Origin of the sequence: Planococcus wigleyi (assembly GCF_014836985.1) — a bacterium.
Lineage (GTDB): Bacteria > Bacillota > Bacilli > Bacillales_A > Planococcaceae > Planococcus > Planococcus notacanthi.
In genome coordinates this window covers 410,141-435,135 of sequence record NZ_JACSPU010000005.1, presented here as the reverse complement: position 1 = coordinate 435,135, position 24,995 = coordinate 410,141, and the positions used below count along the sequence as shown (strand labels likewise).

The window sequence follows — 24,995 nt, the reverse complement described above, 5'->3', positions numbered from 1 at the left end:
TGAAAATAGTCCAGTGATGATGGCAAAGAGGCCACACCCGTTCCCATCCCGAACACGGAAGTTAAGCTCTTTTGCGCTGATGGTAGTTGGGGGTCTCCCCCTGTGAGAGTAAGACGTCGCTGGTCTATTTTTTTTTGGTCCCGTGGTGTAGCGGTTAACATGCCTGCCTGTCACGCAGGAGATCGCCGGTTCGATCCCGGTCGGGACCGTAATTTTGATGATGAACACAGCGATCCTGCTGTGTTTATTTTTTTTGTTTTCATTAAAAACCACTGACAAAACGATATATTTTGATTTACTTCAACAATTTCGCTAAACTATGTAAAGACTCAATAGAGGTGACACGATAATGGCATACACAATTACATTGAACTCGCCTGCAGAAACCGAAGCGTTTGCGGCCAGTTTGGCTGAACTGCTGGAACCTAGAGACCTCTTGACACTCGAAGGCGATTTAGGGGCTGGGAAAACGACATTTACAAAAGGCTTAGCAAAAGGACTTGGAATTCAGCGGATGGTCAACAGTCCGACTTTTACAATCTTAAAACAATATTCCGGTCGTCTGGAATTGAATCATTTTGATGTCTACCGTCTTGAGAACAGTGACGAAGACATCGGGTTTGATGAATTTTTCAGCAGCGAAGCAGTATCGGTAGTTGAATGGGCAACATTTATAGAAGAATACCTACCCACGGAGCGTCTGGAAATTACAATTACCCGGCAATCAGAGCAAGAACGCAAGATTATCCTCCACCCGATTGGCAGACGCTATGAAAATCTTTGCAAGGAGCTAAACTTATCATGATTTATCTAGGAATCGATACCTCGAATTCTCCTTTGGCGCTTGCGTTAATCGAAGATGGCAAGGTTTTAATAGAAGAAACATCTAATTTAAAAATCAATCATTCGCTAACTGCGATGCCGGCGATTGAAGAAATGATGAAAAAAGCGAAAGTGGCGCCTGCTGACCTGACGCACATTGCCGTAGCTGAAGGACCAGGTTCTTATACAGGTGTGCGTATTGGATTGACCATTGCCAAAACATTGGCCTGGTCTTTGAAAATTCCCCTTCATCCAGTCTCGAGCTTGAAGGTGCTTGCTGCAAACGGCCAAGGGTTTGAGGGGCTGGTTTGTCCACTGATGGATGCGCGGCGCGGTACCGCCTTTATCGGCTTATATGAGGGCAGCAGCTTGATGCCGGTGATTGGCGATCAGCATAGTGATGTAAAAGAGTTTTTATTGAAAGTGAAAGAATTCAATCGTCCTGTACTCTTCACTGGGATGGATGTGTCCTTGCACGAAGCATTAATCAGTGAAGTGTTGGGTGAAACAGCTCATTTCAGCGGAATGCAGAACCGGTTGCCGCGTGCTTCCAATCTCATTTTGCTGGCTCAGGAATCTCCAGAAAGCAATGTTCATCATGCTGTTCCTGAATACCGCCGCATTACAGAAGCAGAAGCCAATTATAATAAAGCGCAAGAAGGACAACCTCTATGATTGAAGAAGTGAGATTCAGAAAAATGACCATTGCGGACATCGACGAGGTTTATGAAATAGAGCGCCTGTCTTTTACCTTGCCTTGGACCAAAGACGCTTTTTACTATGAAATGATCAACAACGAACATGCATATTATGTGATTGCTGAAACAAGTGAAGGCATCGTAGGTTATTGCGGAATGTGGCTCGTCATGGACGAAGCACATGTGACGAATATCGCCATCCTTCCCGAACAGCGTGGTAAAAAACTGGGCGAGGGCTTGATGCAGGCGGCAATTGATACTGCGAAAGCGCATGGTGCGATCTTGATGACATTGGAAGCCCGTGTCAGCAACACAGTCGCACAAAATCTTTACCGTAAATTAGGATTTAAAAATGGAGGCATCCGTAAGCGGTATTATACGGACAATTATGAGGATGCCATAGTGATGTGGGTGAATTTTGATGAATAAAGACATTTATATATTAGGAATTGAGACGAGCTGTGATGAAACGGCAGCTTCGATTGTTAAAAATGGCACCGAAATCATCTCCAATGTGGTGGCTTCCCAAATTGAGAGCCACAAACGTTTTGGTGGGGTCGTGCCGGAAATTGCTTCTAGGCACCATGTAGAACAAATTACATTGGTTATTGAAGAAGCGCTTCAGTTGGCAGCAATGGAACCGCATCAGCTGAATGCCGTGGCGGTAACGGAAGGGCCAGGTCTAGTAGGTGCTTTACTGATTGGCGTCAATGCGGCCAAAGCGTTTGCTTTTGCCCATCAGCTGCCTTTAGTAGGAGTCCATCATATCGCAGGCCATATTTATGCCAATCGTTTGGAGCAAGAGATGGAATTTCCACTTCTGGCGCTGGTTATCTCGGGTGGCCATACGGAATTGATCTATATGAAAGAACATGGTGATTTCACTGTAATCGGAGAAACACGGGACGATGCAGCTGGAGAAGCCTATGATAAAGTTGCCCGGACACTGGATCTCCCTTATCCAGGCGGCCCTCATATTGATCGATTGGCACATGCCAGTGATGAGGCTATTGCATTTCCAAGAATTTGGCTGGAGGAAGGTTCTTACGATTTCAGTTTCAGTGGATTGAAATCGTCTGTCTTGAATTACATGCATAACGCAGCTCAGCGCGGCGAAAAAATAGCTCCAGAACATGTAGCAGCCGGTTTCCAGAACAGTGTGGTGGAAGTGGTGACTGGAAAAATGCTGCGCGCAGCTGAGGAATACAAAGTCCAGCAAGTGATTGCTGCTGGTGGAGTAGCCGCGAATAAAGGCTTGCGAAGCTCGTTGGAATCGGTATTCAAAGAAAAAGAGATTCCCTTCTATATTCCTTCTTTGCCTTTATGTACAGATAATGCCGCGATGATTGCAGCCGCAGGCACTGTCATGTACGAAAAAGGATTATATGGCACGATGGCAATGAATGGCCGGCCGGGTATGCCATTAACCTCATGGATTTAATAAAAGCAAGTAATTTCATCATTTCAGGTCATCTGGAATGTGTGTAATTACTTGCTTTTTTTTACCGTAAAATTCAGATATTTATGAAGATGGCAGAATTTTTCTGTCAAGAGAGAACATTTGTACTTATGCACAATTTGTGAATAAACTGTTTATAACTAGGGGGTAAATAGAGGATATCCTACATATTGTGTAAGTAGAAGTGGAAAACTATGTGGATAGTATTTTGTTAACCTGTGGATAACGGGGATAAGTCTGTTGACAGTTGATAAGACAACTTCGAAGTTGTGGGGAAATCTGTGGAAATAAATATTTTGCGAAACCCTATTGACCTATATATAGTAACAAAAAACCGGCTGAAAAACAGCCGGTTCAAAACTAAATACTTTCAATTTTTTCCTGTAGTTCTAACCATTGTGCCATGGTTTCTTCGTGAGAGGCTTTTAAGGATTCCAATTGGTTTTGAAGCGGCAAGACCCGCTCGTGGTCCTGGAAGATTTCCGGCTCACACAATTGTTCTTCAATTTCAGCAATTTGCTGATCTAGTTTCTCCATTACCTGTTCGGCTTCTTCAGATTGGCGGACCAGCTGGCGCTCCAGTTTTTTCGCTTCTTTGTTGATCTGCGAAGTGGAAGTTGCGGTTGGCGCTTTTACTTCCGTCATCGACTCTGCTTCATCAAGAGCTTTCAATTCAGCGATTTCCAATTTTTTCTCTACATAATAATCATAGTCGCCCAGGTATTCGGTTGTGCCGTCTTTAGTAAGCTCAATGACTTTTGTAGCGATCCGGTTCATAAAATAACGGTCATGCGATACAAATAGCAGGGTGCCGGGATAATCCAGCAAGGCGTTCTCGAGTACTTCCTTGCTGTCGAGATCCAAGTGGTTTGTCGGCTCATCAAGAAGCAGGACATTGGCTTTTTGCATCATCAGCTTGGCAAGGGCCACTCGTGCCTTCTCGCCGCCTGATAAAGTTGAGACCGGTTTAAGGACATCATCCCCTGTAAACAAAAAACGCCCAAGGATGCCGCGTATGTCTTTTTCATTGATGAGAGGGTAATCATCCCATAATTCGTTCAGCACCAGCTTATTGCCCTTTAAATTGGCTTGTTCCTGGTCGTAATAGCCGAATTGGATGCCGGTTCCGTAATGAATATCGCCATCAAGCGGTTTCAGCTCTTTCATGATGGTTTTCAGCAACGTCGATTTGCCGACGCCGTTGGGTCCGACCAATGCCATGCTTTCCTGGCGGTACAGTTTTAATGAAATGTTTTCGGATACAGGCTTGCTGCTATAGCCGATTTTCAGCGATTGGACATTCAAGACGTCATTGCCGCTTTGTTTGCCAATAGTAAAGCCGAAGCGGGCTGATTTTTCATTGCCGTCGGGAGCTTCCATCCATTCGGTTTTTTGCAGGGTCTTCCTGCGGCTTTGTGCCATCTTGGTCGTTGAAGCCCGTGCCAGATTGCGTTGGACATAATCTTCCAGCTTGGCTTTTTCGCCTTGCTGTTTTTCAAACTGCTTTTGGTCCAATTCGTATTGTTTAGCTTTTTCATTCAAATAACGGCTGTAGTTGCCGGTATACTTTTTGACTCGGTGTCTGGAAACTTCATAGACCAGCGTTACCACTTGGTCGAGGAAATAACGGTCATGCGAAACGATCAGCAAAGCACCCGGGTAGTTCTTCAAGTAGTTCTCCAGCCAGCTGAGCGTTTCGATGTCCAAGTGGTTGGTCGGTTCATCGAGAATCAGCAATTGCGGCTTGCTGAGCAGGTGCTTGGCAAGCATCAATCTGGTTTTCTGGCCACCGGATAATGACACCACTTTCTTGTCATAGTCTTCGGGATAGAACTTCATGCCATTCAGGATGGCTCGTGTATCCGCTTCATATTGATAGCCGCCTGCATCTTTGAAATCATGCTGGAGCAGATCGTATTCTTTCATGACTTTGTCGTTTTCTTCAGGATTATTGTATATATCAGGATCGGCCATTTGTGCTTCCAAGCGGCGAAGTTTCGATTCCTGTTCACGGAAATGATGGAAAATCGTCATCATTTCATCCCAGATGGTGGCATCCGACTCCAAATTGGTCTGTTGTTCCAAATAGCCGATCGTCAAATCTTTCGGCATGATGATGTCGCCGCTGTCATGGGACATTTCACCGGCGATGATTTTCAATAAAGTGGATTTTCCTGCACCGTTGCGGCCTACTAATGCAACACGGTCGCGATGCTGTACTTCCAATTTGACGCCTGAAAGGATCTCTTCTGCGCCAAATGATTTATGGACTTGATTCACTTGTAAAACTATCATGTAGGTCACCTCTATTCTCTCTAAGTGTAGCTGATGGGGCGTTGGTTCGCAATTGCACAAGCCTTTACATATCAAGGTTCCTAATGTAAGATGAAAGCGATTTGACAACACCTCAGGAGGATGCGAAAGCGTATGTTACATGAGACATCTAAAATTCCGCAAGCCACAACCAAACGGCTGCCTTTGTATTACCGTTTCCTTCAAAATTTTGCGAATGCCGGACAAAAACGGATCTCTTCGCAGGAATTGAGCGAAGCGATGAAAATTGATTCGGCCACAATCCGCCGCGACTTTTCCCATCTGGGAGCGCTCGGAAAAAAAGGCTATGGCTACGATGTCCAGGAACTGCTGCTCTTTTTTCGGAAGACTTTGGATCAGGACGAAGCTACCAATGTGGCGCTGATCGGTGTCGGAGGACTCGGAAGTGCGTTCTTAAAGTATAATTTCCATCGCAACCACAACACGAAAATCATTGTGGCCTTTGACTCGAACAGTCCGGTGGAAGGCGAAAAGATCAGCGATATCGATACCTACCATCCAGACAAGATTGAAGAGAAGATCAAAGAGTACGGCGTGGAACTGGTTATTTTGACAGTGCCGTCACGCTCGGCCCAGGAAGTGACAGACCGTTTGGCGAAGACCGAAATCAAAGGGATTTTGAATTTTACGCCTGTCCGCATTTCGGTTCCCGACCATATCCGTGTCCAGACCATCGATTTGTCCGTTGAACTGCAGACTTTGATCTACCAGATCAAGCAGCAATGACTTAAAACCTTCACATTTCAAAGGCCTTTGGAAATAGCCAAAACAGCTTGAATGATGTAAAATAGAGCCATAATACAGGAGGTGCCACGTATGCCAGGTCCAATGAGTATCATCGTTATCGGGGTTGTTGCCTTGTTAGTTTTCGGTCCTAAAAAGTTGCCGGAACTTGGAAAAGCATTCGGTTCGTCTTTGCGCGAGTTTAAAAACGCTACAAAAGGACTTGTGGATGACGACGACGATAAAGTAGATTTGAAAAAGAAAGATGAGCAAAAGGAAATACGATAGGATGTTTGTCTGATGACAGAAAAAGATATGACGTTAGTTGAACATATAGGTGAATTGAGAAAACGGCTGACCATTGTAGTCGTTTTCTTTGTATTAGCGCTTATTGTCAGCTTTTTTCTTGCCCAACCGCTGATCCAGTATCTGCAGTATACCGAAGAAGCGAAAAACCTGACGTTGAATGCGTTTAAAATTACGGATCCGCTGAAAATTTTTATGCAGGTTACGATGATTTTAGCGCTGATCATCACGTCCCCATTGATCATGTATCAGTTCTGGGCGTTTATCAGTCCAGGTCTTCTCGATAAAGAACGCAGAGCGACATTAAGCTATATTCCGTTCTCTGTTCTATTATTTCTGGGAGGCATCGCTTTTGCGTATTTGATTCTATTTCCTTATGTCATCGGATTTATGCTGAATATCTCTGACAATATGGATATTCAAGAAACAATTGGGATCAATGAATACTTCCAGTTTCTGTTCCAGATTACGTTGCCGTTCGGTTTGATTTTCCAACTGCCGGTCCTTATGCTGTTTCTGACAAGGCTTGGGATCATTACCCCGATGCTGATGACGAAATACCGCAAGTACTCCTATCTTGGTTTAGTGATCATTGCAGCGTTCATTACACCGCCGGACATCGTCTCGCATATGATTGTGACTTTGCCGTTGATTGTGCTGTATGAATTCAGTGTCATCATCGCTAAGATTGGTTACCGTAAGTTCTTGAAAGCGGAGCAACAGCAGATTATCGAAGAACAGCAACAAATCATTGAAGAAAAATAAAGCCTTCCACCGATCAAAATCGGGGAAGGCTTTTTCTTATGGGAAATATGTTTTTCGTCTCTTTACTGCTCATTGAAAGAAAGAAGAAAATCCGGTTGTTTGAAGTTTTTCCATCTGTTCCTGGAATTCCAAAATTTTGTCCATATTGAGTTGAATCAGCATGACATAGCCATTCAAGCACATATGGGCAATAATCGGGGTGATGATCCGTTTGGTCTTCTGATACAGGAACGCCAAGATCAAGCCGGTAGTGAAGTAAAGCAGCAAATGCGTAAAATCAAAGTGAATCAAAGCGAACACCAATGCACTGATCGCTGTTGCGAAAAAGAAATTGGTCGTTTGGTTCAGTGAACCGAACAGGACGCGGCGAAAAACCAGTTCTTCGAGAATTGGTCCGAACAAGACGATTGAAACGATAGCGAGCGGCACCGCTTCAGCGATATAGACTAAGGAAGCGGTATTCTCAGAACCGGGATCAATGCCGAGAACCTTCATTTCAATTAAAGCGGCGACTGATTGGCCGATCAGCAGAAGCAGAAAGCCGAGAAAGCCCCAGACAACCGACATGAGGACCGTGGATTTTGTGCCTTTCCATATATCGAAAAAGCGCTTGTCCCGGAAAATGATCAGGAGCGTTAAAATGAAACCGATGCCCATAGTCAGGAAAATCAGCCAGCCTGAAGTGGCGGCGCCGGCAGCTTCCCGGTCCATGCCTTGGTCCAGGAAATAATTCAAGGTAGGGGAGATGAACAGAATCGGTGATAACTGTGCAGCAATAAAGATCAACAATACATAAAGCGGCGTTTTTGTCCCTTGTGCTTTCGGGCGGTAGCTGCTGTTCTTTTTGGTTTTCGGGCGAGAGGAGCTGCCGTTTTTCAAGAAACTGTCTATAAAGGTTTTTCGTTTGGTGGGCATGATGTAATTCCTTTCACTGGGGGATGCTCCTTCTATTGTAGAGCTTTCAAAGAACAACCGCAAAGAAATCAAAATACTAATGGTTACCGCTTGCAAAAGACTGAAGATTTTATTAAACTTGGTAGTGGGTTAGCACTCAGAGGTTGAGAGTGCTAATCGAGAACATTTAGATAATTTGAGGAGGGTGTTTCAATTGTTAAGACCACTAGGAGATCGTGTAATTATTGAGCTCATCGAAGCGGAAGAAAAAACGTCAAGCGGAATCGTCTTGCCGGGTTCAGCACAGGAAAAACCGCAGGAGGGCCATGTGATCGCTGTAGGAAATGGACTTATCCGTGAAAACGGGCAGCGCACAGAATTGGACGTGCAAGCTGGCGACCGCGTCATCTTCTCGAAATACGCAGGATCTGAATTGAAATATGAAGGCAAAGAATATTTGATTTTACGTGAAAACGATATATTAGCAGTTTTAGGCTAAAATAAACCAGCGAAACAGGAGGAAGCTAAACATGGCAAAAGATATTAAGTTCAGTGAAGACGCACGCAGTCTAATGCTGCAAGGCGTAGATAAATTAGCAAATGCAGTGAAAGTGACACTTGGGCCAAAAGGGCGCAACGTGGTTCTTGATAAAAAATTCGGTTCGCCGTTGATCACCAATGATGGTGTAACGATTGCAAAAGAAATCGAACTTGAAAATGCTTTTGAAAACATGGGGGCGAGACTTGTTGCGGAAGTAGCTTCTAAAACAAACGACATCGCCGGTGACGGTACAACGACAGCGACGGTTCTTGCGCAGGCAATGATCCGTGAAGGCTTGAAGAACGTTACAGCTGGCGCGAACCCTGTAGGCATCCGCCGTGGAATCGAATTGGCAGTGGAAAACGCGCTTGTGGAATTGAAAGCCATTTCCAAGCCAATCGAAGGAAAAGAGTCGATTGCACAAGTTGCAGCGATTTCATCTGGTGATGAAGAAGTCGGCAAACTGATCGCAGAAGCAATGGAGCGCGTCGGCAACGACGGCGTCATCACTTTGGAAGAATCTCGCGGCTTCACAACTGAACTTGATGTGGTTGAAGGAATGCAATTCGACCGTGGATACCAGTCTCCATACATGGTGACGGATTCAGACAAAATGGAAGCGGTATTGGATAACCCATTCATCTTGGTTACTGACAAGAAAATCGGCAACATCCAGGAAATCCTTCCGATTCTTGAGCAAGTCGTTCAGCAAAGCAAGCCATTGTTAATCGTGGCTGAAGATGTTGAAGGCGAAGCATTGGCGACATTGGTTGTCAATAAATTGCGCGGCACATTCAATGCTGTAGCTGTTAAGGCACCAGGCTTCGGTGACCGCCGCAAAGCGATGCTGGAAGATATCGCTGCACTAACTGGCGCAGAAGTGATTACAGAAGATCTTGGACTTGAATTGAAGACAACGAACATCGCTCAACTTGGGCGCGCATCAAAAGTGGTTGTTTCGAAAGAAAACACAACCATCGTGGAAGGCGCCGGCGACCAGGAACAAATCGTCGCTCGTGTTACACAGATCCGCAACCAGCTCGAAGAAACAACTTCTGAATTCGACAAAGAGAAATTGCAGGAGCGTCTAGCTAAATTGGCTGGCGGCGTTGCAGTCATCAAAGTCGGAGCGGCTACTGAAACAGAATTGAAAGAACGTAAACTTCGCATTGAAGATGCGTTGAACTCAACTCGTGCAGCTGTCGAAGAAGGCATTGTTGCCGGCGGTGGTACAGCGCTAGTCAACATTTACAACAAGGTTGCAGAACTTCTTGAAACAGAGGAAGGCGACGTAGCAACAGGCGTCAACATTGTGCTTCGTGCACTTGAAGAGCCGGTTCGCCAAATCGCGACAAACGCAGGCCTTGAAGGATCAATCGTCGTTCACCGCCTGAAATCCGAAGAAATCGGCATCGGCTTCAACGCAGCAAATGGACAGTGGGTTAACATGGTGGAAGAAGGAATCGTCGATCCAACCAAAGTTACCCGTTCAGCGCTTCAAAACGCAGCATCTGTTGCAGCTATGTTCTTAACGACTGAAGCAGTCGTAGCAGACATTCCGGAACCAGCAGCACCTATGGGCGGAATGCCTGATATGGGCGGCATGGGCGGCATGATGTAAAGCAAATTGAATAACATTAGTAACACAATACGAGGTTTGCCTAATGGCAGACCTCGCTTTTTAATAATGAGAGGTAATACTTGTGGTTAGCAAAGGTAATTTTTCGAGGTATCTTTTTATTCTTTGAAGAGAACTTAACAATCGATTAAATCTTCATTTTATGTGTAGTATATATACAAACTTGTAAGGTCGTAGCAAGATTTTAATGATTGGATCTTTTTTGTGTGTCAGGTAAATCTATAACAGCTTTTGTCATTTTAAAAGAATGTATGTATATAAAAGAATGAGTTTTATTTTTTACTATTTATATATGCAGTTCACAATTCTTTTCGTTCTTGGTGAAGAAAGTATGTTAACAAATTAAATTCAAACATAATATTCTGATTTTAAAAGGTTGCGCTCCTACATCCCTTTGGATATGATGTTGAAAGGAATCTTTTTATACTTATTACATGCCATTAGGTTAGCATTTCAACTTGACATGGTTTAAAAAGCTTTAAATAAATAGGAAAGGTCTATTTGAAGAGTGAATATCAAAAGATATAAGAATGATTCAACGAATATTTTCACAGAATTAATGTGCCAAAATTATTCTTATAGTACCTCTTGAAAAACAGTAAAATCTACTTGTTCAATTGTATTTTTATTAGGGTAGCAAAGATGAATTAGCAAAGAGATAGCAAAGGTGATGAAAAGTGAATAATACAAATGAAAATATAAATCAAAAAGTTAAGTTGGATGATGTCGCTAATGAAGCTGGTGTTTCCAAGACAACCGTTTCAAGAGTACTAAATAATCGAGGATATATAAGCGAAAAAACAAGAAAGAAAGTAAATGAAGCTGTAGAACTGTTAAACTACCATCCAAATGAAATTGCTCGTTCACTCTTTATTAATAAGACCTTTATTATCGGCCTTATTTTTCCAACTACAAACAATCCTTTTTATGGACAATTGATTTTTCATTTAGAGAATATATGTGAATCTTTAGGCTACAAAGTATTATTATGCAACAGTGAAGGCCGTGAAGATAAAGAAAAGAGTTACCTGGAAATGCTGCAAAGACACCAGGTGGATGGAATTATAGCAGGATCTCATAACAGAGGGATTCTGGAATATGACAACCCGCAACTCCCATTGGTGGGTATTGATCGCTATTTATCTGAAAATACGCCGGTCGTCTCCAGTGATAATTATGATGGCGGGAAAAAGGCTACTCAATTATTAATTGATAAAGGTTGTAAGAAGATTATTCATATTAACGGTTCTCCTTCTTTGGAAACCCCTGCAAATTTAAGAAGAGAAGCGTATGAAGACGTAATGAAAGAAAACCAATATTATCCCCAGAGTTATGTAATAGGTGAAAATGTTATAGAAACTATTTTTAATGAGAACCCAGATGTTGATGGTATTTTTGCAAGCGATGACCTTATAGCATCGAGTGTGATGAAAGAAGCAAAAAGAAGGAACATAAATATACCTGCTGATTTGAAAGTGATCGGTTATGATGGCTCAGAAATAACCAGAATGCTGTTGCCTGAACTAAGTACGATTCAGCAGCCAGTAAAGGAAATTGCAAATTTAGCAGTTCGGCTATTATTAAAACAAATTGAAGGTGAAACGGAATCACAAATTGAATGGAAGCTACCAGTAAACTTAATTGAAAGTGAAACAACATAAAACTCATAATTAAAAAGTATTTAAAATTTTTTGTTTTCTTCTGTTAACCGGTTGACATAAAAAGGAGATTTAACTATAATCAATTTTACAACACGATATGTTAACCGGTTAACATAGTTATAAAAGGATTAATTTTTTACATTTTTAAACTTCTATGAAAGCGTTAACTTAATAGTTATTTTGGCAATCATAGAAAGCGTTTTATTAATGAAGCCAAAAAGGGGGAGGATGTCATGGCTAAAGCAGTATCTGAGAAAACAGTTCAAACAATTAAAATCAAAGAAAACCGTAAAAACTACATTAAAAATAATTTCATCTTGTATTTGTTTTTAGTGCCAGCTGTTGTCCTAGTATTTATATTCAATTACATACCAATGTATGGGGTTACAATTGCATTTAAAGATTTTAGTCCGATTAAAGGGATTATGGGAAGTGAATGGATTGGTTTCGACCATTTCATTAATTTTTTGCAATCCCCCAACTTTCAGCAAATATTTATGAATACGATAAAATTAAGCGCTTTCGAACTTCTTATCGGGTTTCCAATTCCTATCATTCTGGCTTTGATGTTAAATCAGCTGAGAAGAGCTAAAGTTAAAAAAAATGTTCAATTAATCATCTATGCGCCATATTTTCTTTCTACAGTAGTGATATCGGGGATGCTATTTATCTTTTTATCACCAGCAGGACCGATTAATGAATTTCTGACTTTATTTATGGATGAGCCCGTCTCCTTTATGACAGATCCATCTTATTTCAGAAGCGTATTCATTGCATCCAGTGTCTGGCAGGTTGCAGGTTTCTCATCAATTATCTATGTTGCTGCACTATCGAATGTCGATCCGCAGCTTCATGATGCAGCAACGATTGATGGTGCTTCCCTTTTACAAAGAATCATTCATATTGATCTTCAAGTTCTTAAGCCGACTATAGCTGTCCTGTTTATTTTGGCAATTGGCGGAATTATGGGAGTTGGTTTTGAAAAAGCATACTTACTTCAAACTGACATGAACTTGCCTGCTTCAGAGATTATTGATACCTATGTATACAAAAGAGGGCTACAAGCAGGGGATTGGTCATTTGGAGCTGCTGTAGGATTATTCAATTCTGTTATTAGTTTGCTTCTACTAGTAATTGCTAATACTGTTGTCAAAAAATTAAATGGTGAAACACTTTACTAGATGGGAGCACAATCATGAAATCTAAAATTGACCTTGTAAATAATTCGAAAACAGACAGAACGCTCCTTTTAATTAACAAAATCATTTTAATTTTAATTGTGCTCATTATTACTGTTCCGCTTTTGTATGTTTTATTCGGCTCTTTTCTGAGTCCGAATGTCTTGCTGACAAAAGGTATATCGCTTAATCCTGAGGACTGGACGATTGATGGTTATAGAAGGATATTCGAAGATGGTTCTATCGTTAGAGGCTTTCTTAACTCTATTATGTACGCAGGAGGATTCTCTATAGTCTCTGTTTTGTTTTCTATTCTTGCTGGTTACGCTTTATCCGTTGACAATTTAGCTGGAAAAAAGTTGTTTATGCTTTTCTTTATCGTAACAATGTTTTTCAATGGTGGGATGATCCCTACATATTTACTGATTAAAGAGTTGGGTATGATCAATACACCGTGGGCAATCATACTTCCAGGAGCTGTCAGTGTGTGGAATATTATACTTTCTAGAACATATTTTAAAGGATTGCCCAATGAACTAAAGGAAGCAGCAAGAATAGATGGTGCTTCAGATCTCAAGATATTTTTGAAGATTATCTTGCCGCTGTCCAAACCAATTATTTTTGTACTCGCTTTATATGCTTTTATAGGCCAGTGGAATTCTTATTTCAACGCAATGATTTATCTCGAAGATCAATCCCTCTATCCATTACAGCTGGTATTGCGTGAAATTCTTATCCAGAATGAAGTGCAGCCTGGCATGATTGCGGATCAGCTTGCAAGAGCTGAGATTCAAAAAATTGCAGAAATGATAAAGTATTCTTCTATTGTAGTGTCAAGTTTACCCTTGCTGATTATGTATCCTTTTTTCCAAAAGTATTTTGAAAAAGGCGTAATGGTAGGATCATTAAAATAAAGAAAGTGGGGAATTATTATGAAAAAGTTTTTAAAAGCAACTTCATTGCTGCTGATCATCGGAACAGTAGTTTCGGGATGTAGCGGCAATGATAAGGATACCTGGTCAGAGGATTACGGGCTTTCAGACATTGAATTTCCTTTAGAAGAAAAAGTGACATTGAAGGTTATGACACAAAGTTCGCCACTAGCACCTGAAGACCCAAATGAGAAATTGCTTAATCAGCGATTAGAAGAGAAAACAAATGTCCATATTGAATGGAGAAACTTTACAGGAGAAACATTTGGTGAGAAAAGGAATTTGGCAATGACTAGCGGGGATATGCCAGACGCGATTAGCAATGCTGGTTACAGTGATTATGAATTATTAAATTTGGCAGACGATGGTGCTATTATTCCACTGAACGAATTAATAGAAAATCACATGCCTAATCTGCAAGCGGTTCTGGAAAAAGCTCCAGAGTATAGAGAGATGATGACTGCACCGGACGGAAATATCTATGCATTCCCTTGGATAGAGGAACTAGGACAAGGGAAAGAAAGTATTCACTCAGTAGATAATTTCCCATGGATAAACGTAACATGGCTGGATGAATTGGGACTGGAAATGCCCACAACAACTCAGGAATTAAAAGAAGTGCTAATCGCCTTTAAAGAGAATGATCTTGCTGGTGACGGAGAAACAATTCCTATGTCATTTATTATAAATGACGGAGGACAGGATCCAGGATTCTTATTCGGTTCATTTGGTCTGGGTGATAATTGGGATCACACCGTTGTAACTAATGATGGAGAAGTTAAATTGACATCCAGCGATGAAGGATACAAAGAAGCCATCAACTTCATGAATGAACTGCATAAGGAAGAATTAATTGATATCGAAGCCTTTGAACAGGACTGGTCTACTTATGTAGCTAAAGGCCAAGAAGGCCGCTACGGTATGTATTTTACTTGGGATAAAGCAAATATTTCAGGATCGAATGATGATTATGCGCTTATGCCGCCTTTAGAAGGTCCGGATGGCCAAAAAAATGTTGCCAGAACAAATGGGATGGGTTTTGATCGTTCGAAAATGGTTGTTACAGGTGCCAACCAAAATCTTGAATTAACAGCAAAATGGGTTGATGAATTCTATGACCCTCATCAGTCTGTACAAAACAACTGGGGTACTTATGGAGATGAAGATATGCAGAATATCTTTGAATTTGATGAAGAGCAAAATATGTTAAAACATCTCGGTCTAGAAGGAACTGCACCTGTTGAATTAAGAGAGAGAACTTCCGTTGGAGGACCATTGGCAATACTAGACAGTTATTATGGGGAAATCACGACAAAGCCAGATGATGCTGCCGAGAGATTGGATCAAATGAAAGAAGTTATGGTTCCGCATATGAAAGCGGAAAATATCTATCCGAAAGTATTTTTCAGTTTAGAAGAATTAGAGCTTCTTTCTACAATAGAAGCAGACTTGCTTCCATACATTCAGCGAAAAAAAGCTGAATGGATTACAAAGGGAACTATAGAGGAAGAATGGGACCAATACTTGGATGAGTTGGATCGTCTTGGTTTACAGGAATGGCTGGAAATTAAACAAAAAGGTTATGACCGTACTGCTAAGTAATGGAGGAGAACTAATTGACAAAACAAGAAATACTACAATACAGGCCCAGTTTGCACTTTGCAACAAAGAAAAATTGGTTAAACGATCCAAATGGATTAGTATATTTTAAAGATGAATATCACTTGTTTTTTCAACACAATCCTAACGACAATATTTGGGGCCCAATGCATTGGGGCCATGCTGTCAGTAAGGATTTGATTACCTGGGAGGAGCTTGAAATAGCCCTATACCCGGATGAGCACGGAACTATTTTTTCCGGAAGTACAGTGGTGGATTGGAATAATACGACAGGGTTCTTTCCGGATGAACCAGGTTTAGTAGCTATTTTTACGCACCACCAGGAAGCTAGTGATGAAATCGCACAAAAACAAACGCAAAGTCTGGCGTATAGTAATGACAATGGACGAACCTGGATTAAATATGAGGGTAATCCTGTACTTTCTCATGCGTCAAAAAGTGATTTCCGAGATCCCAAGGTCTTTCATCACGAGGAAACAGAGAAATGGATTATGTCATTAGCCACTGGCCAAACAATTTCTTTTTATTCTTCATTAAATTTAATAGATTGGGAGTTTGAAAGTGAGTTTGGTGATAACGCAGGTTCTCATGATGGGGTTTGGGAATGTCCTGACCTATTTAAATTAAAGGTAGAAGATACAGAAGAAGAAAAATGGATTTTGATAGTCAGTATCGGTGATAATGGAATATCGAACATGGGCTCGCGTACACAGTATTTTGTTGGTGCTTTTAATGGTTCTGTCTTTACATCGGAACATCATGACATCAGGTGGCTAGACTATGGGAGAGACAATTATGCCGGTGTAAGCTTTTCAGATATTCCGGAAGAGGATGGGCGTCGGATTTATCTGGGATGGATGAGTAACTGGAGATATGCCAATGTGGTGCCTACGGATGGATGGAGAAATCAGATGACGATTCCAAGAGAGCTTCACCTTCGGAACATAGAAGGGAAGTATAAAGTCATTCAATATCCTGTGGAAGAACTATCTTCTTATTTTGAAAGAACTGTAGATATTCAAAACTATGAAGTAAAACCTTCTAATCCAAAGAAAATTGAAGTGAATGAGCGATATGTAGACTTATTCCTGGATATAAAGAATGATGCGGATCAATTTGGTGTTACATTGAATCATACATCAGCCCACATCACCACTATCGAGTATGATGCACTAAATCACGTGATAATACTAAATAGAAGAAATTCTGGAAATGTGGAATTTTCTGATATGTTTTCAACGGATCAAGAACTTAAAATGAGTGAAAGAAATCATGTTCAATTACGGGTGATTATTGATAAATGTTCGATTGAAATCTTTATCAATGATGGCACTTATGCTATAACGAGTTTAGTATATCCTGACGAAACCTGTGAAAGCATAACACTTTATAGTAAGGGTGGAAATATGACCGTTAAGGATGGTTATATCGCAATCCCTGCAAAGAATGCAACATTATAAAATGTGAAGCTTACTAGTATTTAGATGTTTAGAAAAGAGGAGACATTTGATTGTTTCCTCTTTTTTAAATTAAAAAAATATAATAGTTCACATTTTAGCGAGGGGAGTAAAAGTATGAGTAAAAATGCGTCTGTAGTTTGTATCGGAGAGTTGTTAATCGATTTTTATTGTAAAGATGCAGGGGATAACTTAGTGGACGGAAATATTTTCGAAAAACAGGCTGGGGGAGCGCCTGCTAACGTATGCGCCACCATTGTGAAATTGGGTGGAACGGCATTGTTCTGTGGAAAAGTTGGAAACGATCCATTCGGAAAATTTCTGAAAAATACTTTAGAAGAAATAAATGTTAATACTTCCATGCTTGTAGTTGATAATGTTAATCCGACTACACTAGCCTTTGTTTCTTTAATGGAGAATGGAGAAAGGGATTTTGTTTTTAACAGAGGTGCCGATGCATTTTTAATGGAAGAAGAAGTGGATAAGGAAAAATTAAAAGAAGCTGCCATTCTCCATTTTGGATCTGCAACTGCGTTACTGGAAGGACCTTTTCAATCTACATACCTCAATACAATGAAGTTGGCAAAAAAAAATGGGCAATTTGTTTCTTTTGATCCTAATTACAGATCAGATCTCTGGAAAGGGAAGAAAACTAATTTTATAGAGTTAACGAAACAAGGAGTTGCGTTAGCTGACTTTGTAAAAGTCAGTCAAGAAGAATTAGAGATTATTACTGGTACAGAAGATCTTAGTAGAGGAATTCAGCTTCTGCACCAAATGGGGACGAGCTTAATTGCACTTACACTAGGTAAAGAAGGAACTTTGATTTCTAATTACCATAAGCAAGAAATAGTTCCAAGTATTAAAATAGATTCCGTAGATTCGACTGGTGCGGGGGATGCATTTGTTGGCGCAATGCTGTACCAGCTTGCCAAAGAGAAGGATGTGAAAAAAGTTCTGGAGGACTTTGAGAAGATAAAAAAAATCACTTATCTGAGCAATAAAGTGGGTGCAATGGTTTGTACAAAAGTAGGCGCAATTTCTGCTATTCCAACTTTAGATGAAGTCGTATAATATATAGGATAAATAAATTAATGCCATCAGCTGAAGAATCGATTTTGCCAGCTTAAATGGGGGTCCATGAAATTATGTATGGCACACAATGGTATTTACGAATAGGGAATCTTGGATTTAATTTAGTATTGTTAAACTTTTTATGGTTATCGTTTTCCTTTTTCGGTTTATTTATATTAGGGATTTTCCCTGCTACTGCGGCGTTATTTGCGGTAATGAGGCTTATTATCATGGAATCAGACAATGGTTCCATTATAAAGCTGTTTTGGGATAAATTTAAATCGGAATTCATAGCATCCAACGTTGTTGGGTATATTATGCTGTTGATTGGATTAGTATTATATACAGATTTTAAAGTACTGCACTATATAAATCAGGATACGCTTTATATAATCCTGATGAGTGTGACTATGGTTGTAGTATTCGTATACCTTCTCAGTTTATTGTATATCTTCTCTGTATTTGTTCACTATGATTTAAAGCTTTGGCAGTACCCAAAGCATGCATTCATCCTTGTCATTGCCCGACCCTTGCATACTTTGATAATGGCAATTAGTATAGTCATCATCTTATTTTTATATCTACAATTACCAGTATTAATATTGCTATTTGGAATAAGCTTAATTAGTTTTGTATTGATGAAAATCGCCCATTTATCTTTTTTAAAGAAAGAAGTTTAATCGAAAATTAGTTATTCAACTAAATTACAGAGTAGTTGAATATTCTTAGTAGAAAAGGATTTTTCCTTATAAAAAATTAAAGTTTACTGATAGGAGTCCACTTTGCCCGATAGCATTCAAAGTGGACTCTTTTTCTTATCTTATAATACTGGTTTACGTAAATTTAAAAAGTTATGTCTTAAGTAAACATAGGTTAGTAGGCTTTTATCGAACAACTAGCTATAGGCAAACACAATCCATTAAAAATGGTATTGAATATTGGTATCAGGATTTTTTTTTGAATATTTATAACAGCTTTTCTTAAAAAAGAAAAACAGCAATATATGTTCAAATCATGTCAGCCTATTTAGAACTTTTTATGTATATGACGGCTGTCACTAGCACTTGTTTAAATCCTCCTGTAAGTTAGCAAGAGCAGGCCACTTACGATGCTGATAAACTCACATTTAGAGGAGAAACGTCAATGAAAAGAATAGCTTGGATTACCGATACCGCTGCGCAATTGGATGAGGATTTCATCCGAAAACACAATGTCCACATTCTGCCTCTTAGTGTGGTTTTTTCGGATGGATCGTTTCGGGAATCCATCGATTTTACACAAGAAGAGTTTTACGATAAATTACGGATAGCGAAAGTCTCACCTAAAACTTCACAGCCTGCAATTGGCGAGATGGTATCTTTGTATGAAAAATTGGAGTCGGAAGGGTATGACTTTGCGATTGCGCTTCATTTATCGAGTGGCCTTTCAGGGACATTTGAAAGTGCCCAGGCAGCTGCGAAGATGACAAATTTCAATGTCTATCCCATCGATTCAAAAATCGGTTCTTTTCCGATGGGGAAGATGATTGAAGTAGGCGCAGGGTTGTTTGCAGAAGGCAAAGACGCGGAAGAAGTGGTGGCAACGATCAATAAAATGGCGACTCGATCAAGATTGTCCTTTATTCCTTCAAGCTTGAATCAATTGCATAAAAGCGGGCGTGTGTCTGGCACACAAACCTTCGTCACCAATCTGCTGAACATTAAAGTGGTGATCACTTTTGAAGATGGAATAACCGTCCTGAAAGAAAAGGTTCGTTTAAACAAACGGGCGAAAGACAAAGTCACTCTTTCCCTTCGTGCGGATATGGAGACGGGCACTGTTCCGGAAGTTTCCGTTATTCACTGCAATAATGCCACTGACGCAGAAATATGGAAGAGCGAGCTTTTGCAAGAATTTCCAGCATTGAAAGTGCAAGTTGCTGCACTAAGTGTTTGTGTAGGCGTCCATGCAGGCGAAGGAACTACAGGATTAAGCTGGGTTTCTTATTGAGTGTTTTATTGCAAACTGTAACTGAACGAAGAATTGTTGCGATTAACAAACTGGCTGGAAGACCGTATTCTCAAGACCATCAGCAAAAGGGATGAAACCACACCGGTTTCGTCCTTTTTTATTAGGTGGAAATTAAGAAGCAATCTTTGCCGATGGGAAGAAATATTTTTGAATTCATATTAAATGCTTATCAGCTTGATATGTTAAGCTTTAAGAAATACAACAAGATCCCCGTTTTTTGAAGCAAGGAAATGATTTTAAGATTGCTTCATTTCCTTAAGAGAGGATGGATCGATAAAATGAAATTTGAAAATATTCGAGGTGTGCCATGGTAACTACGTATCAAGAATTGCAGATGTATAAAAATTTTGATGAACTGGCCAACGATGTGCTGGAATTGGCAAAAGAAATCTTGCCGGATCAATTGATCTATTTAACGTCACTTAGCGATAGCCAACAAGTTATTCTTAAGCTTTCAAATGAAGATACCAGTATTGCCGTGGCAGAAGGACTGGTGTTAAACCTGAATGAAACGCTTTGCAATCGAGTGGATTTTCAAAACAACCAGCCTCTGATCTATGAAGATATCCAAAAAGAAAGCAGCTTAGAGAAACTTCAGCAGAAGCTTGATGAAGTGAATATCCGGTCTTACTTGGGCTTACCGATTTCTCTTGTGAATGGAGAGAAATTTGGAACATTATGTGCAATCAATGATGAAGTCACCCACTTTGATGCGAAGAGTATCCAATTGCTCCAAAAAATCGTTCGGATGTTTTCTTATTATTTGGATCTTGAGCGTTTTGCTTATCGGGATGCGTTGACGGATCTGTATAACAGACGGTATCTCTCTAATTTCTTTGACAATCATTCCAGTAAAGGTGGCGTGATTTTCTTTCTGGATTTGGATGGGTTTAAAAAGGTAAATGATCTCCATGGCCATGAAGCGGGCGATGGCGTATTGAAGGAAGTGGCTTCCAGGCTTCAGAAGTTGGCGGCTGAACAGCCGGACGCTTTTGCGGTCAGATTAGGAGGCGATGAGTTTGTCATGCATTTTCCTTCTATAGGCAGTAAAGAAGACATAAGCCAACAGGCGCAGCATGTACTCGATCGCTTAAGTAAGTGGGATGCCCAGTATCAACTTTCTACAAGTATCGGAGTTGTCACATATCCGGCCAGTGGTACTGAAGAATTAGCGGCGCTTCTTAAACACGCTGATCAGGCTTTGTACGAGGCAAAAACTTCAGGAAAGAATACGTATAAGTTTTTCTGAAAGGGGTTTATAAGATGGGTGAAGAAAATCAATTGGAGAGGGCCTATAATCAAACGGCCTATAAACTGGCGGGAAATGGTGAACGGAATATCCAGGTTTTAAAAGAAGCATTTCAAAATATAGAAGATGATCTGGAAAGTGATAAGTATGGTAAGGGCCGGATCATTGAGGATTTCCAAAAGAAAATGGCAGTTTTATTAGGAAAAGAGGACGCGGTCTTTTTCCCGAGCGGCACGATGGCCCAGCAAATTGCCTTGCGAATCTGGTGTGATGAAAAGGGAACCGGAAAAGTAGCGTACCATCCACTTAGCCATTTAGAGATTCATGAAGAAGGCGGTTTAAAAGAATTGCATCATATTGACTCGGTTTTCCTTACTAAACGTGATCAGGTAATCGATCTGAATGACGTCATCAAAATGGAAGACGGGGTTGCGGCTATCTTATTGGAACTGCCCCAACGGGAAATAGGCGGTCAGTTGCCAAGTTTTGAAACGCTTGAACAAATTTCTCAATATTGCCGTGATCGGCAGATTCGGCTTCATCTCGACGGTGCCCGGTTATTGGAAGTTCTCCCTTACTATCAGAAAACAGCACATGATGTCTGTTCTTTATTCGATAGCGTTTACCTTTCTTTATATAAAGGGATTGGCGGAATTGCGGGTGCTATATTAGCAGGTGACAACGATTTTATCAAGCAATCAAAAGTTTGGAAAAGGCGCCACGGCGGCGATTTAATCAGTTTGTATCCTTATATCATACCCGCAGATTATTACTTTGACATGCGTTCCAATAAAATGGAACAGTATTATGAGGAAGCTAAGGAAGTGGCTGAACGGTTTAATGCGTGTTATGGCATTTCAACACTTCCTGCTGTTCCGGTTTCGAATATGTTTCATGTCCAGTTCAGGCAAGCTAAAGAGCAAGTCGAACCGATTTTATTGGAGCTGGAACAGCAAACAGGAATAGGGATAACCAGTTACCTCAAAGAAATGGATGAACACTCCTGTTATTTCGAAGTACATATGGGAGACGGGTATTCAAAAATTCCGAAAGAATTGCTAGACAGGACATTCGAACAACTCGACGAAAGCATGAAGCACTGGTTCAACCAGTAGAAAACCTCTCAACAATGCGGTGAATTGTTGAGAGGTTTTTCTGTGCTTCTTGTTTACTAATTGCTGACGCGCTGCATGAGAACTTCTCTTCAAAGCACGTCTCTTTCCAGAAACGCACGATTCGTGTAAACTGTATAAGGTTAAGAAAAGTAGAGTGCCCTTATATCGTTGATAGTTAATGATTATAGAATAGATAAATGAAGAACATTTGGATGAAGGTCTGGCCTTCGATCCCGTAATGAAAGGATTGGAATTTGCATATGAAAGAAAATTTTTGGCGTGAGTTGCCGCGACCGTTTTTTGTATTGGCGCCGATGGAAGATGTCACCAATGTGGTATTTCGCCATGTAGTGGCGGAAGCAGCACGGCCTGATGTGTTTTTTACGGAGTTTACGAACACGGAAAGTTATTGTCATCCGGAAGGCATTTTCAGTGTACGGGGACGTCTGACGTTTACTGAAGATGAGCAGCCGATGGTGGCTCACATATGGGGCAACAAGCCTGAGCATTTCCAGGAAATGAGCATCGGAATGGCGAAGCAGGGCTTCAAAGGGATTGATATCAATATGGGCTGTCCGGTACCGAACGTTGCCGCCAAAGGAAAAGGCAGTGGACTGATCAATTATCCGGACAACGCTGCTGAAATCATCCAGGCGGCAAAGGCTGGCGGCTTGCCTGTCAGTGTCAAGACGCGCCTTGGCTACACGGATGTGGAGGAATGGAAAGGCTGGCTGACCCATGTACTGGAGCAGGACATCGCCAATCTGTCGATTCATTTGCGGACGAAAAAAGAAATGAGCGCAGTGCCTGCGCATTGGGAATTGATTCCTGAAATCAAGCAGCTTCGTGATGAAATCGCACCGAATACCTTGTTGACAATCAACGGAGATATTCCAGATCGCCAAACAGGCATGGAACTTGCCGAGAAATACGACATCGATGGCGTTATGATCGGACGAGGCATTTTCCACAATCCGTTCGCTTTCGAAAAAGAACCGCGAGAACACAGCACGAAGGAATTGTTTGATCTTTTGCGTTTGCAGTTGGACCTTCATGATAAATATTCGACAGACATCGAGCCGATTGCCTTCAAGCCTCTCCGCCGCTTCTTTAAGATTTATGTTCGCGGAGTCCGTGGAGCCGGTGAGTTGAGAAATCAATTAATGTATACCGAAACGACGGATCAAGTGCGTGCCTTGCTGGATGCTTTTGAAGCTTCGAATCAAGAAGTGGAGTTAGCAGAAGCGGTTGAAAAATAAACGCGTTTGAATGGAAGCAGGAGTTTCGTGACAAACATCTTCCGTTTTTTATTGCAGATTTAACAGTTAAGATGAGTAGCAACAAAATAAAGGACTTTCCACCGCTGGTGGGAAGTCCTTTTGTGATCTTTATTGTAAAAGTAAAAGGGATTTCCAATGTTTTAGGGAATTATGTTATTAACTATTCTGGCAGAAACGAAAAATGGTGCAGCTCAATCAAATCGCTAAGAAAGTTCAAATAGAGGCGAATAAGGGGATCTAAATGGATTGGAGGGCAGGGGAAGTACAGAAAACCAAAGAAGCTGCTGTTGCTCCTCTTTCAAAATGCTTATTTTAAAGGAAGTCATGAACGATTAAGGCGGGGGAATTGATGAGATACAAAACTTCTTTTGAATACCCGGCAATCCAGCTTCAATGCAGTGAAAAAATGAATCTTCAAAAATTTGTTTAACAGAAGGGAGTTGCTTAAAGTGAAAAAATATTTGGCGGAATTTATCGGTACGTTTATCTTGGTGTTCTTAGGGACAGGGGCAGCAGTTGTTCTCGGAGGGTACACAGGTGGAACGGATACAGGATTTCTTGGCGTTTTGGCCATCGCATTCGCTTTCGGTCTGTCGATTGTAGCGGGCGCATACGCCATCGGCCATATTTCAGGATGCCACGTCAATCCCGCAGTTTCGTTGGCTGTGCTGATTTCCGGTAATATGACAGCTAAGGAGTTTGGCGGTTATGTCGTTGCACAGATATTGGGAGCATTTGCAGGGAGTTCGATTCTGGCTTTTGTTGTCGCAAGCTCGACCAGCTTGGAAGGGTTTGGCGCAAACGGATACGGTGAGTTGAGTGCAGTCGGTTTGAATTTGACAGGAGCGCTTGTGATTGAAGTCATCCTTACCTTCATCTTTGTGCTTGCCATTTTGGGTGTCACTACAAGTAAAGCCACTTCCCACATGGGAGGGATTGTCATCGGCTTGACGTTGACATTAGTTCATATCATCGGCATCCCGTTGACAGGTACTTCTGTAAACCCTGCAAGAAGTTTAGCCCCTGCTATTTTTGCTGGCGGCGACGCACTTGCTCAATTATGGGTATTTATCGTAGCACCTCTTGTCGGAGCGGCTCTTGCAGCCTTCGTCTTTAAATCTTTCTTTGTCGTTAAAGACGAGACAGGCATTGAAATAGCTGGAGAATCCGATATGAGTGCCACACGCAAATAAAGAAAAGACAGTTTCCTGTTAATTTAGGAAGCTGTCTTTTTCTGT

The 24,995-nt window shown here is 41.1% G+C and carries 23 protein-coding genes, 1 tRNA gene and 1 rRNA gene; 23 read left to right on the top strand and 2 right to left on the bottom strand.

What is annotated here, in order from left to right; genetic code table 11:
* The first annotated feature begins 9 nt into the window (after positions 1-9).
* The 6 genes from rrf (at position 10) to tsaD (ending at position 2,961) form a co-directional block, all read left to right on the top strand.
* A 5S ribosomal RNA gene (gene rrf, locus H9630_RS15770) occupies positions 10-125 on the top strand.
* An 11-nt stretch (positions 126-136) separates the two neighbouring features.
* Positions 137-209: transfer RNA gene (locus tag H9630_RS15765), tRNA-Asp, on the top strand.
* Between the two features lie 140 nt (positions 210-349).
* Complete coding sequence (gene tsaE / locus H9630_RS15760; RefSeq protein ID WP_191716447.1) at positions 350-805, top strand: tRNA (adenosine(37)-N6)-threonylcarbamoyltransferase complex ATPase subunit type 1 TsaE; 456 nt, start codon at positions 350-352, stop codon at positions 803-805.
* Positions 802-1,497: a tRNA (adenosine(37)-N6)-threonylcarbamoyltransferase complex dimerization subunit type 1 TsaB gene (gene tsaB, locus H9630_RS15755; RefSeq protein ID WP_191716446.1), complete on the top strand. Its 696-nt coding sequence runs from the start codon at positions 802-804 to the stop codon at positions 1,495-1,497. Before tsaE ends, tsaB begins: the two co-directional genes overlap by 4 nt.
* Complete coding sequence (gene rimI / locus H9630_RS15750) at positions 1,494-1,949, top strand: ribosomal protein S18-alanine N-acetyltransferase (RefSeq protein WP_191716445.1); 456 nt, start codon at positions 1,494-1,496, stop codon at positions 1,947-1,949. The genes tsaB and rimI overlap by 4 nt, the downstream gene beginning before the upstream one ends.
* Positions 1,942-2,961, top strand: a complete 1,020-nt coding sequence (gene tsaD / locus H9630_RS15745) for a tRNA (adenosine(37)-N6)-threonylcarbamoyltransferase complex transferase subunit TsaD (protein ID WP_191716444.1) — start codon at positions 1,942-1,944, stop codon at positions 2,959-2,961. Before rimI ends, tsaD begins: the two co-directional genes overlap by 8 nt.
* A gap of 378 nt (positions 2,962-3,339) precedes the next feature.
* Here tsaD and H9630_RS15740 read toward each other — a convergent pair whose 3' ends face one another.
* Entirely contained in the window at positions 3,340-5,274 is a 1,935-nt protein-coding gene (locus H9630_RS15740) for an ABC-F family ATP-binding cassette domain-containing protein (protein ID WP_191716443.1), read from the bottom strand.
* 132 nt (positions 5,275-5,406) lie between these two features.
* Between H9630_RS15740 and H9630_RS15735 the strand changes: the two genes are divergently transcribed.
* The 3 genes from H9630_RS15735 to tatC all read left to right on the top strand — a co-directional run bounded on the left by H9630_RS15735 (position 5,407) and on the right by tatC (position 7,107).
* On the top strand, positions 5,407-6,039 hold the full coding sequence (locus tag H9630_RS15735; protein WP_191716442.1) for a redox-sensing transcriptional repressor Rex: 633 nt from the start codon (positions 5,407-5,409) through the stop codon (positions 6,037-6,039).
* A 90-nt stretch (positions 6,040-6,129) separates the two neighbouring features.
* A complete protein-coding gene (locus H9630_RS15730) occupies positions 6,130-6,324 on the top strand; it encodes a twin-arginine translocase TatA/TatE family subunit (protein WP_191716441.1) in 195 nt (64 codons plus the stop codon).
* A gap of 12 nt (positions 6,325-6,336) precedes the next feature.
* Complete coding sequence (tatC, locus tag H9630_RS15725) at positions 6,337-7,107, top strand: twin-arginine translocase subunit TatC (RefSeq protein WP_191716440.1); 771 nt, start codon at positions 6,337-6,339, stop codon at positions 7,105-7,107.
* 69 nt (positions 7,108-7,176) lie between these two features.
* Here the strand turns inward: tatC and H9630_RS15720 are convergent, their stop codons facing one another.
* Entirely contained in the window at positions 7,177-8,022 is an 846-nt protein-coding gene (locus tag H9630_RS15720; protein WP_191716439.1) for a CPBP family intramembrane glutamic endopeptidase, read from the bottom strand.
* Between the two features lie 193 nt (positions 8,023-8,215).
* On the opposite strand from H9630_RS15720, the gene groES reads away from it, so the two are divergent.
* The 14 genes from groES (at position 8,216) to H9630_RS15650 (ending at position 24,950) form a co-directional block, all read left to right on the top strand.
* Positions 8,216-8,500 carry a co-chaperone GroES gene (gene groES, locus H9630_RS15715; RefSeq protein WP_006831533.1) on the top strand — a complete coding sequence of 95 codons (285 nt, stop codon included), beginning with the start codon at positions 8,216-8,218 and terminating at the stop codon, positions 8,498-8,500.
* Between the two features lie 31 nt (positions 8,501-8,531).
* Positions 8,532-10,163: a chaperonin GroEL gene (groL, locus tag H9630_RS15710; protein WP_191716438.1), complete on the top strand. Its 1,632-nt coding sequence runs from the start codon at positions 8,532-8,534 to the stop codon at positions 10,161-10,163.
* 695 nt (positions 10,164-10,858) lie between these two features.
* Positions 10,859-11,842: a LacI family DNA-binding transcriptional regulator gene (locus tag H9630_RS15705; protein WP_318248005.1), complete on the top strand. Its 984-nt coding sequence runs from the start codon at positions 10,859-10,861 to the stop codon at positions 11,840-11,842.
* Positions 11,843-12,075: 233 nt separating this feature from the next.
* A complete protein-coding gene (locus tag H9630_RS15700; protein ID WP_191716437.1) occupies positions 12,076-13,023 on the top strand; it encodes an ABC transporter permease in 948 nt (315 codons plus the stop codon).
* 14 nt (positions 13,024-13,037) lie between these two features.
* Positions 13,038-13,934 (top strand): carbohydrate ABC transporter permease, encoded by an 897-nt coding sequence (locus H9630_RS15695; RefSeq protein WP_191716436.1) that lies wholly within the window; start codon positions 13,038-13,040, stop codon positions 13,932-13,934.
* 18 nt (positions 13,935-13,952) lie between these two features.
* Positions 13,953-15,554 (top strand): extracellular solute-binding protein, encoded by a 1,602-nt coding sequence (locus H9630_RS15690; protein ID WP_191716435.1) that lies wholly within the window; start codon positions 13,953-13,955, stop codon positions 15,552-15,554.
* A 14-nt stretch (positions 15,555-15,568) separates the two neighbouring features.
* The gene (locus tag H9630_RS15685; RefSeq protein WP_191716434.1) at positions 15,569-17,032 is read left to right on the top strand and encodes a glycoside hydrolase family 32 protein; all 1,464 of its coding nucleotides are present in this window, start codon (positions 15,569-15,571) and stop codon (positions 17,030-17,032) included.
* Between the two features lie 114 nt (positions 17,033-17,146).
* On the top strand, positions 17,147-18,103 hold the full coding sequence (locus H9630_RS15680) for a carbohydrate kinase family protein (protein WP_191716433.1): 957 nt from the start codon (positions 17,147-17,149) through the stop codon (positions 18,101-18,103).
* A gap of 74 nt (positions 18,104-18,177) precedes the next feature.
* Complete coding sequence (locus tag H9630_RS15675) at positions 18,178-18,783, top strand: YesL family protein (RefSeq protein WP_191716432.1); 606 nt, start codon at positions 18,178-18,180, stop codon at positions 18,781-18,783.
* 463 nt (positions 18,784-19,246) lie between these two features.
* Entirely contained in the window at positions 19,247-20,092 is an 846-nt protein-coding gene (locus tag H9630_RS15670; protein WP_191716431.1) for a DegV family protein, read from the top strand.
* Positions 20,093-20,420: 328 nt separating this feature from the next.
* Positions 20,421-21,362: a sensor domain-containing diguanylate cyclase gene (locus tag H9630_RS15665; RefSeq protein WP_191716430.1), complete on the top strand. Its 942-nt coding sequence runs from the start codon at positions 20,421-20,423 to the stop codon at positions 21,360-21,362.
* Between the two features lie 14 nt (positions 21,363-21,376).
* Positions 21,377-22,477, top strand: coding sequence for a threonine aldolase family protein (locus H9630_RS15660; protein WP_191716429.1), 1,101 nt, complete (start codon positions 21,377-21,379; stop codon positions 22,475-22,477).
* A 260-nt stretch (positions 22,478-22,737) separates the two neighbouring features.
* A complete protein-coding gene (locus H9630_RS15655) occupies positions 22,738-23,736 on the top strand; it encodes a tRNA dihydrouridine synthase (protein ID WP_191716428.1) in 999 nt (332 codons plus the stop codon).
* A 470-nt stretch (positions 23,737-24,206) separates the two neighbouring features.
* Complete coding sequence (locus tag H9630_RS15650) at positions 24,207-24,950, top strand: aquaporin (RefSeq protein WP_191716427.1); 744 nt, start codon at positions 24,207-24,209, stop codon at positions 24,948-24,950.
* Positions 24,951-24,995 lie beyond the last annotated feature (45 nt).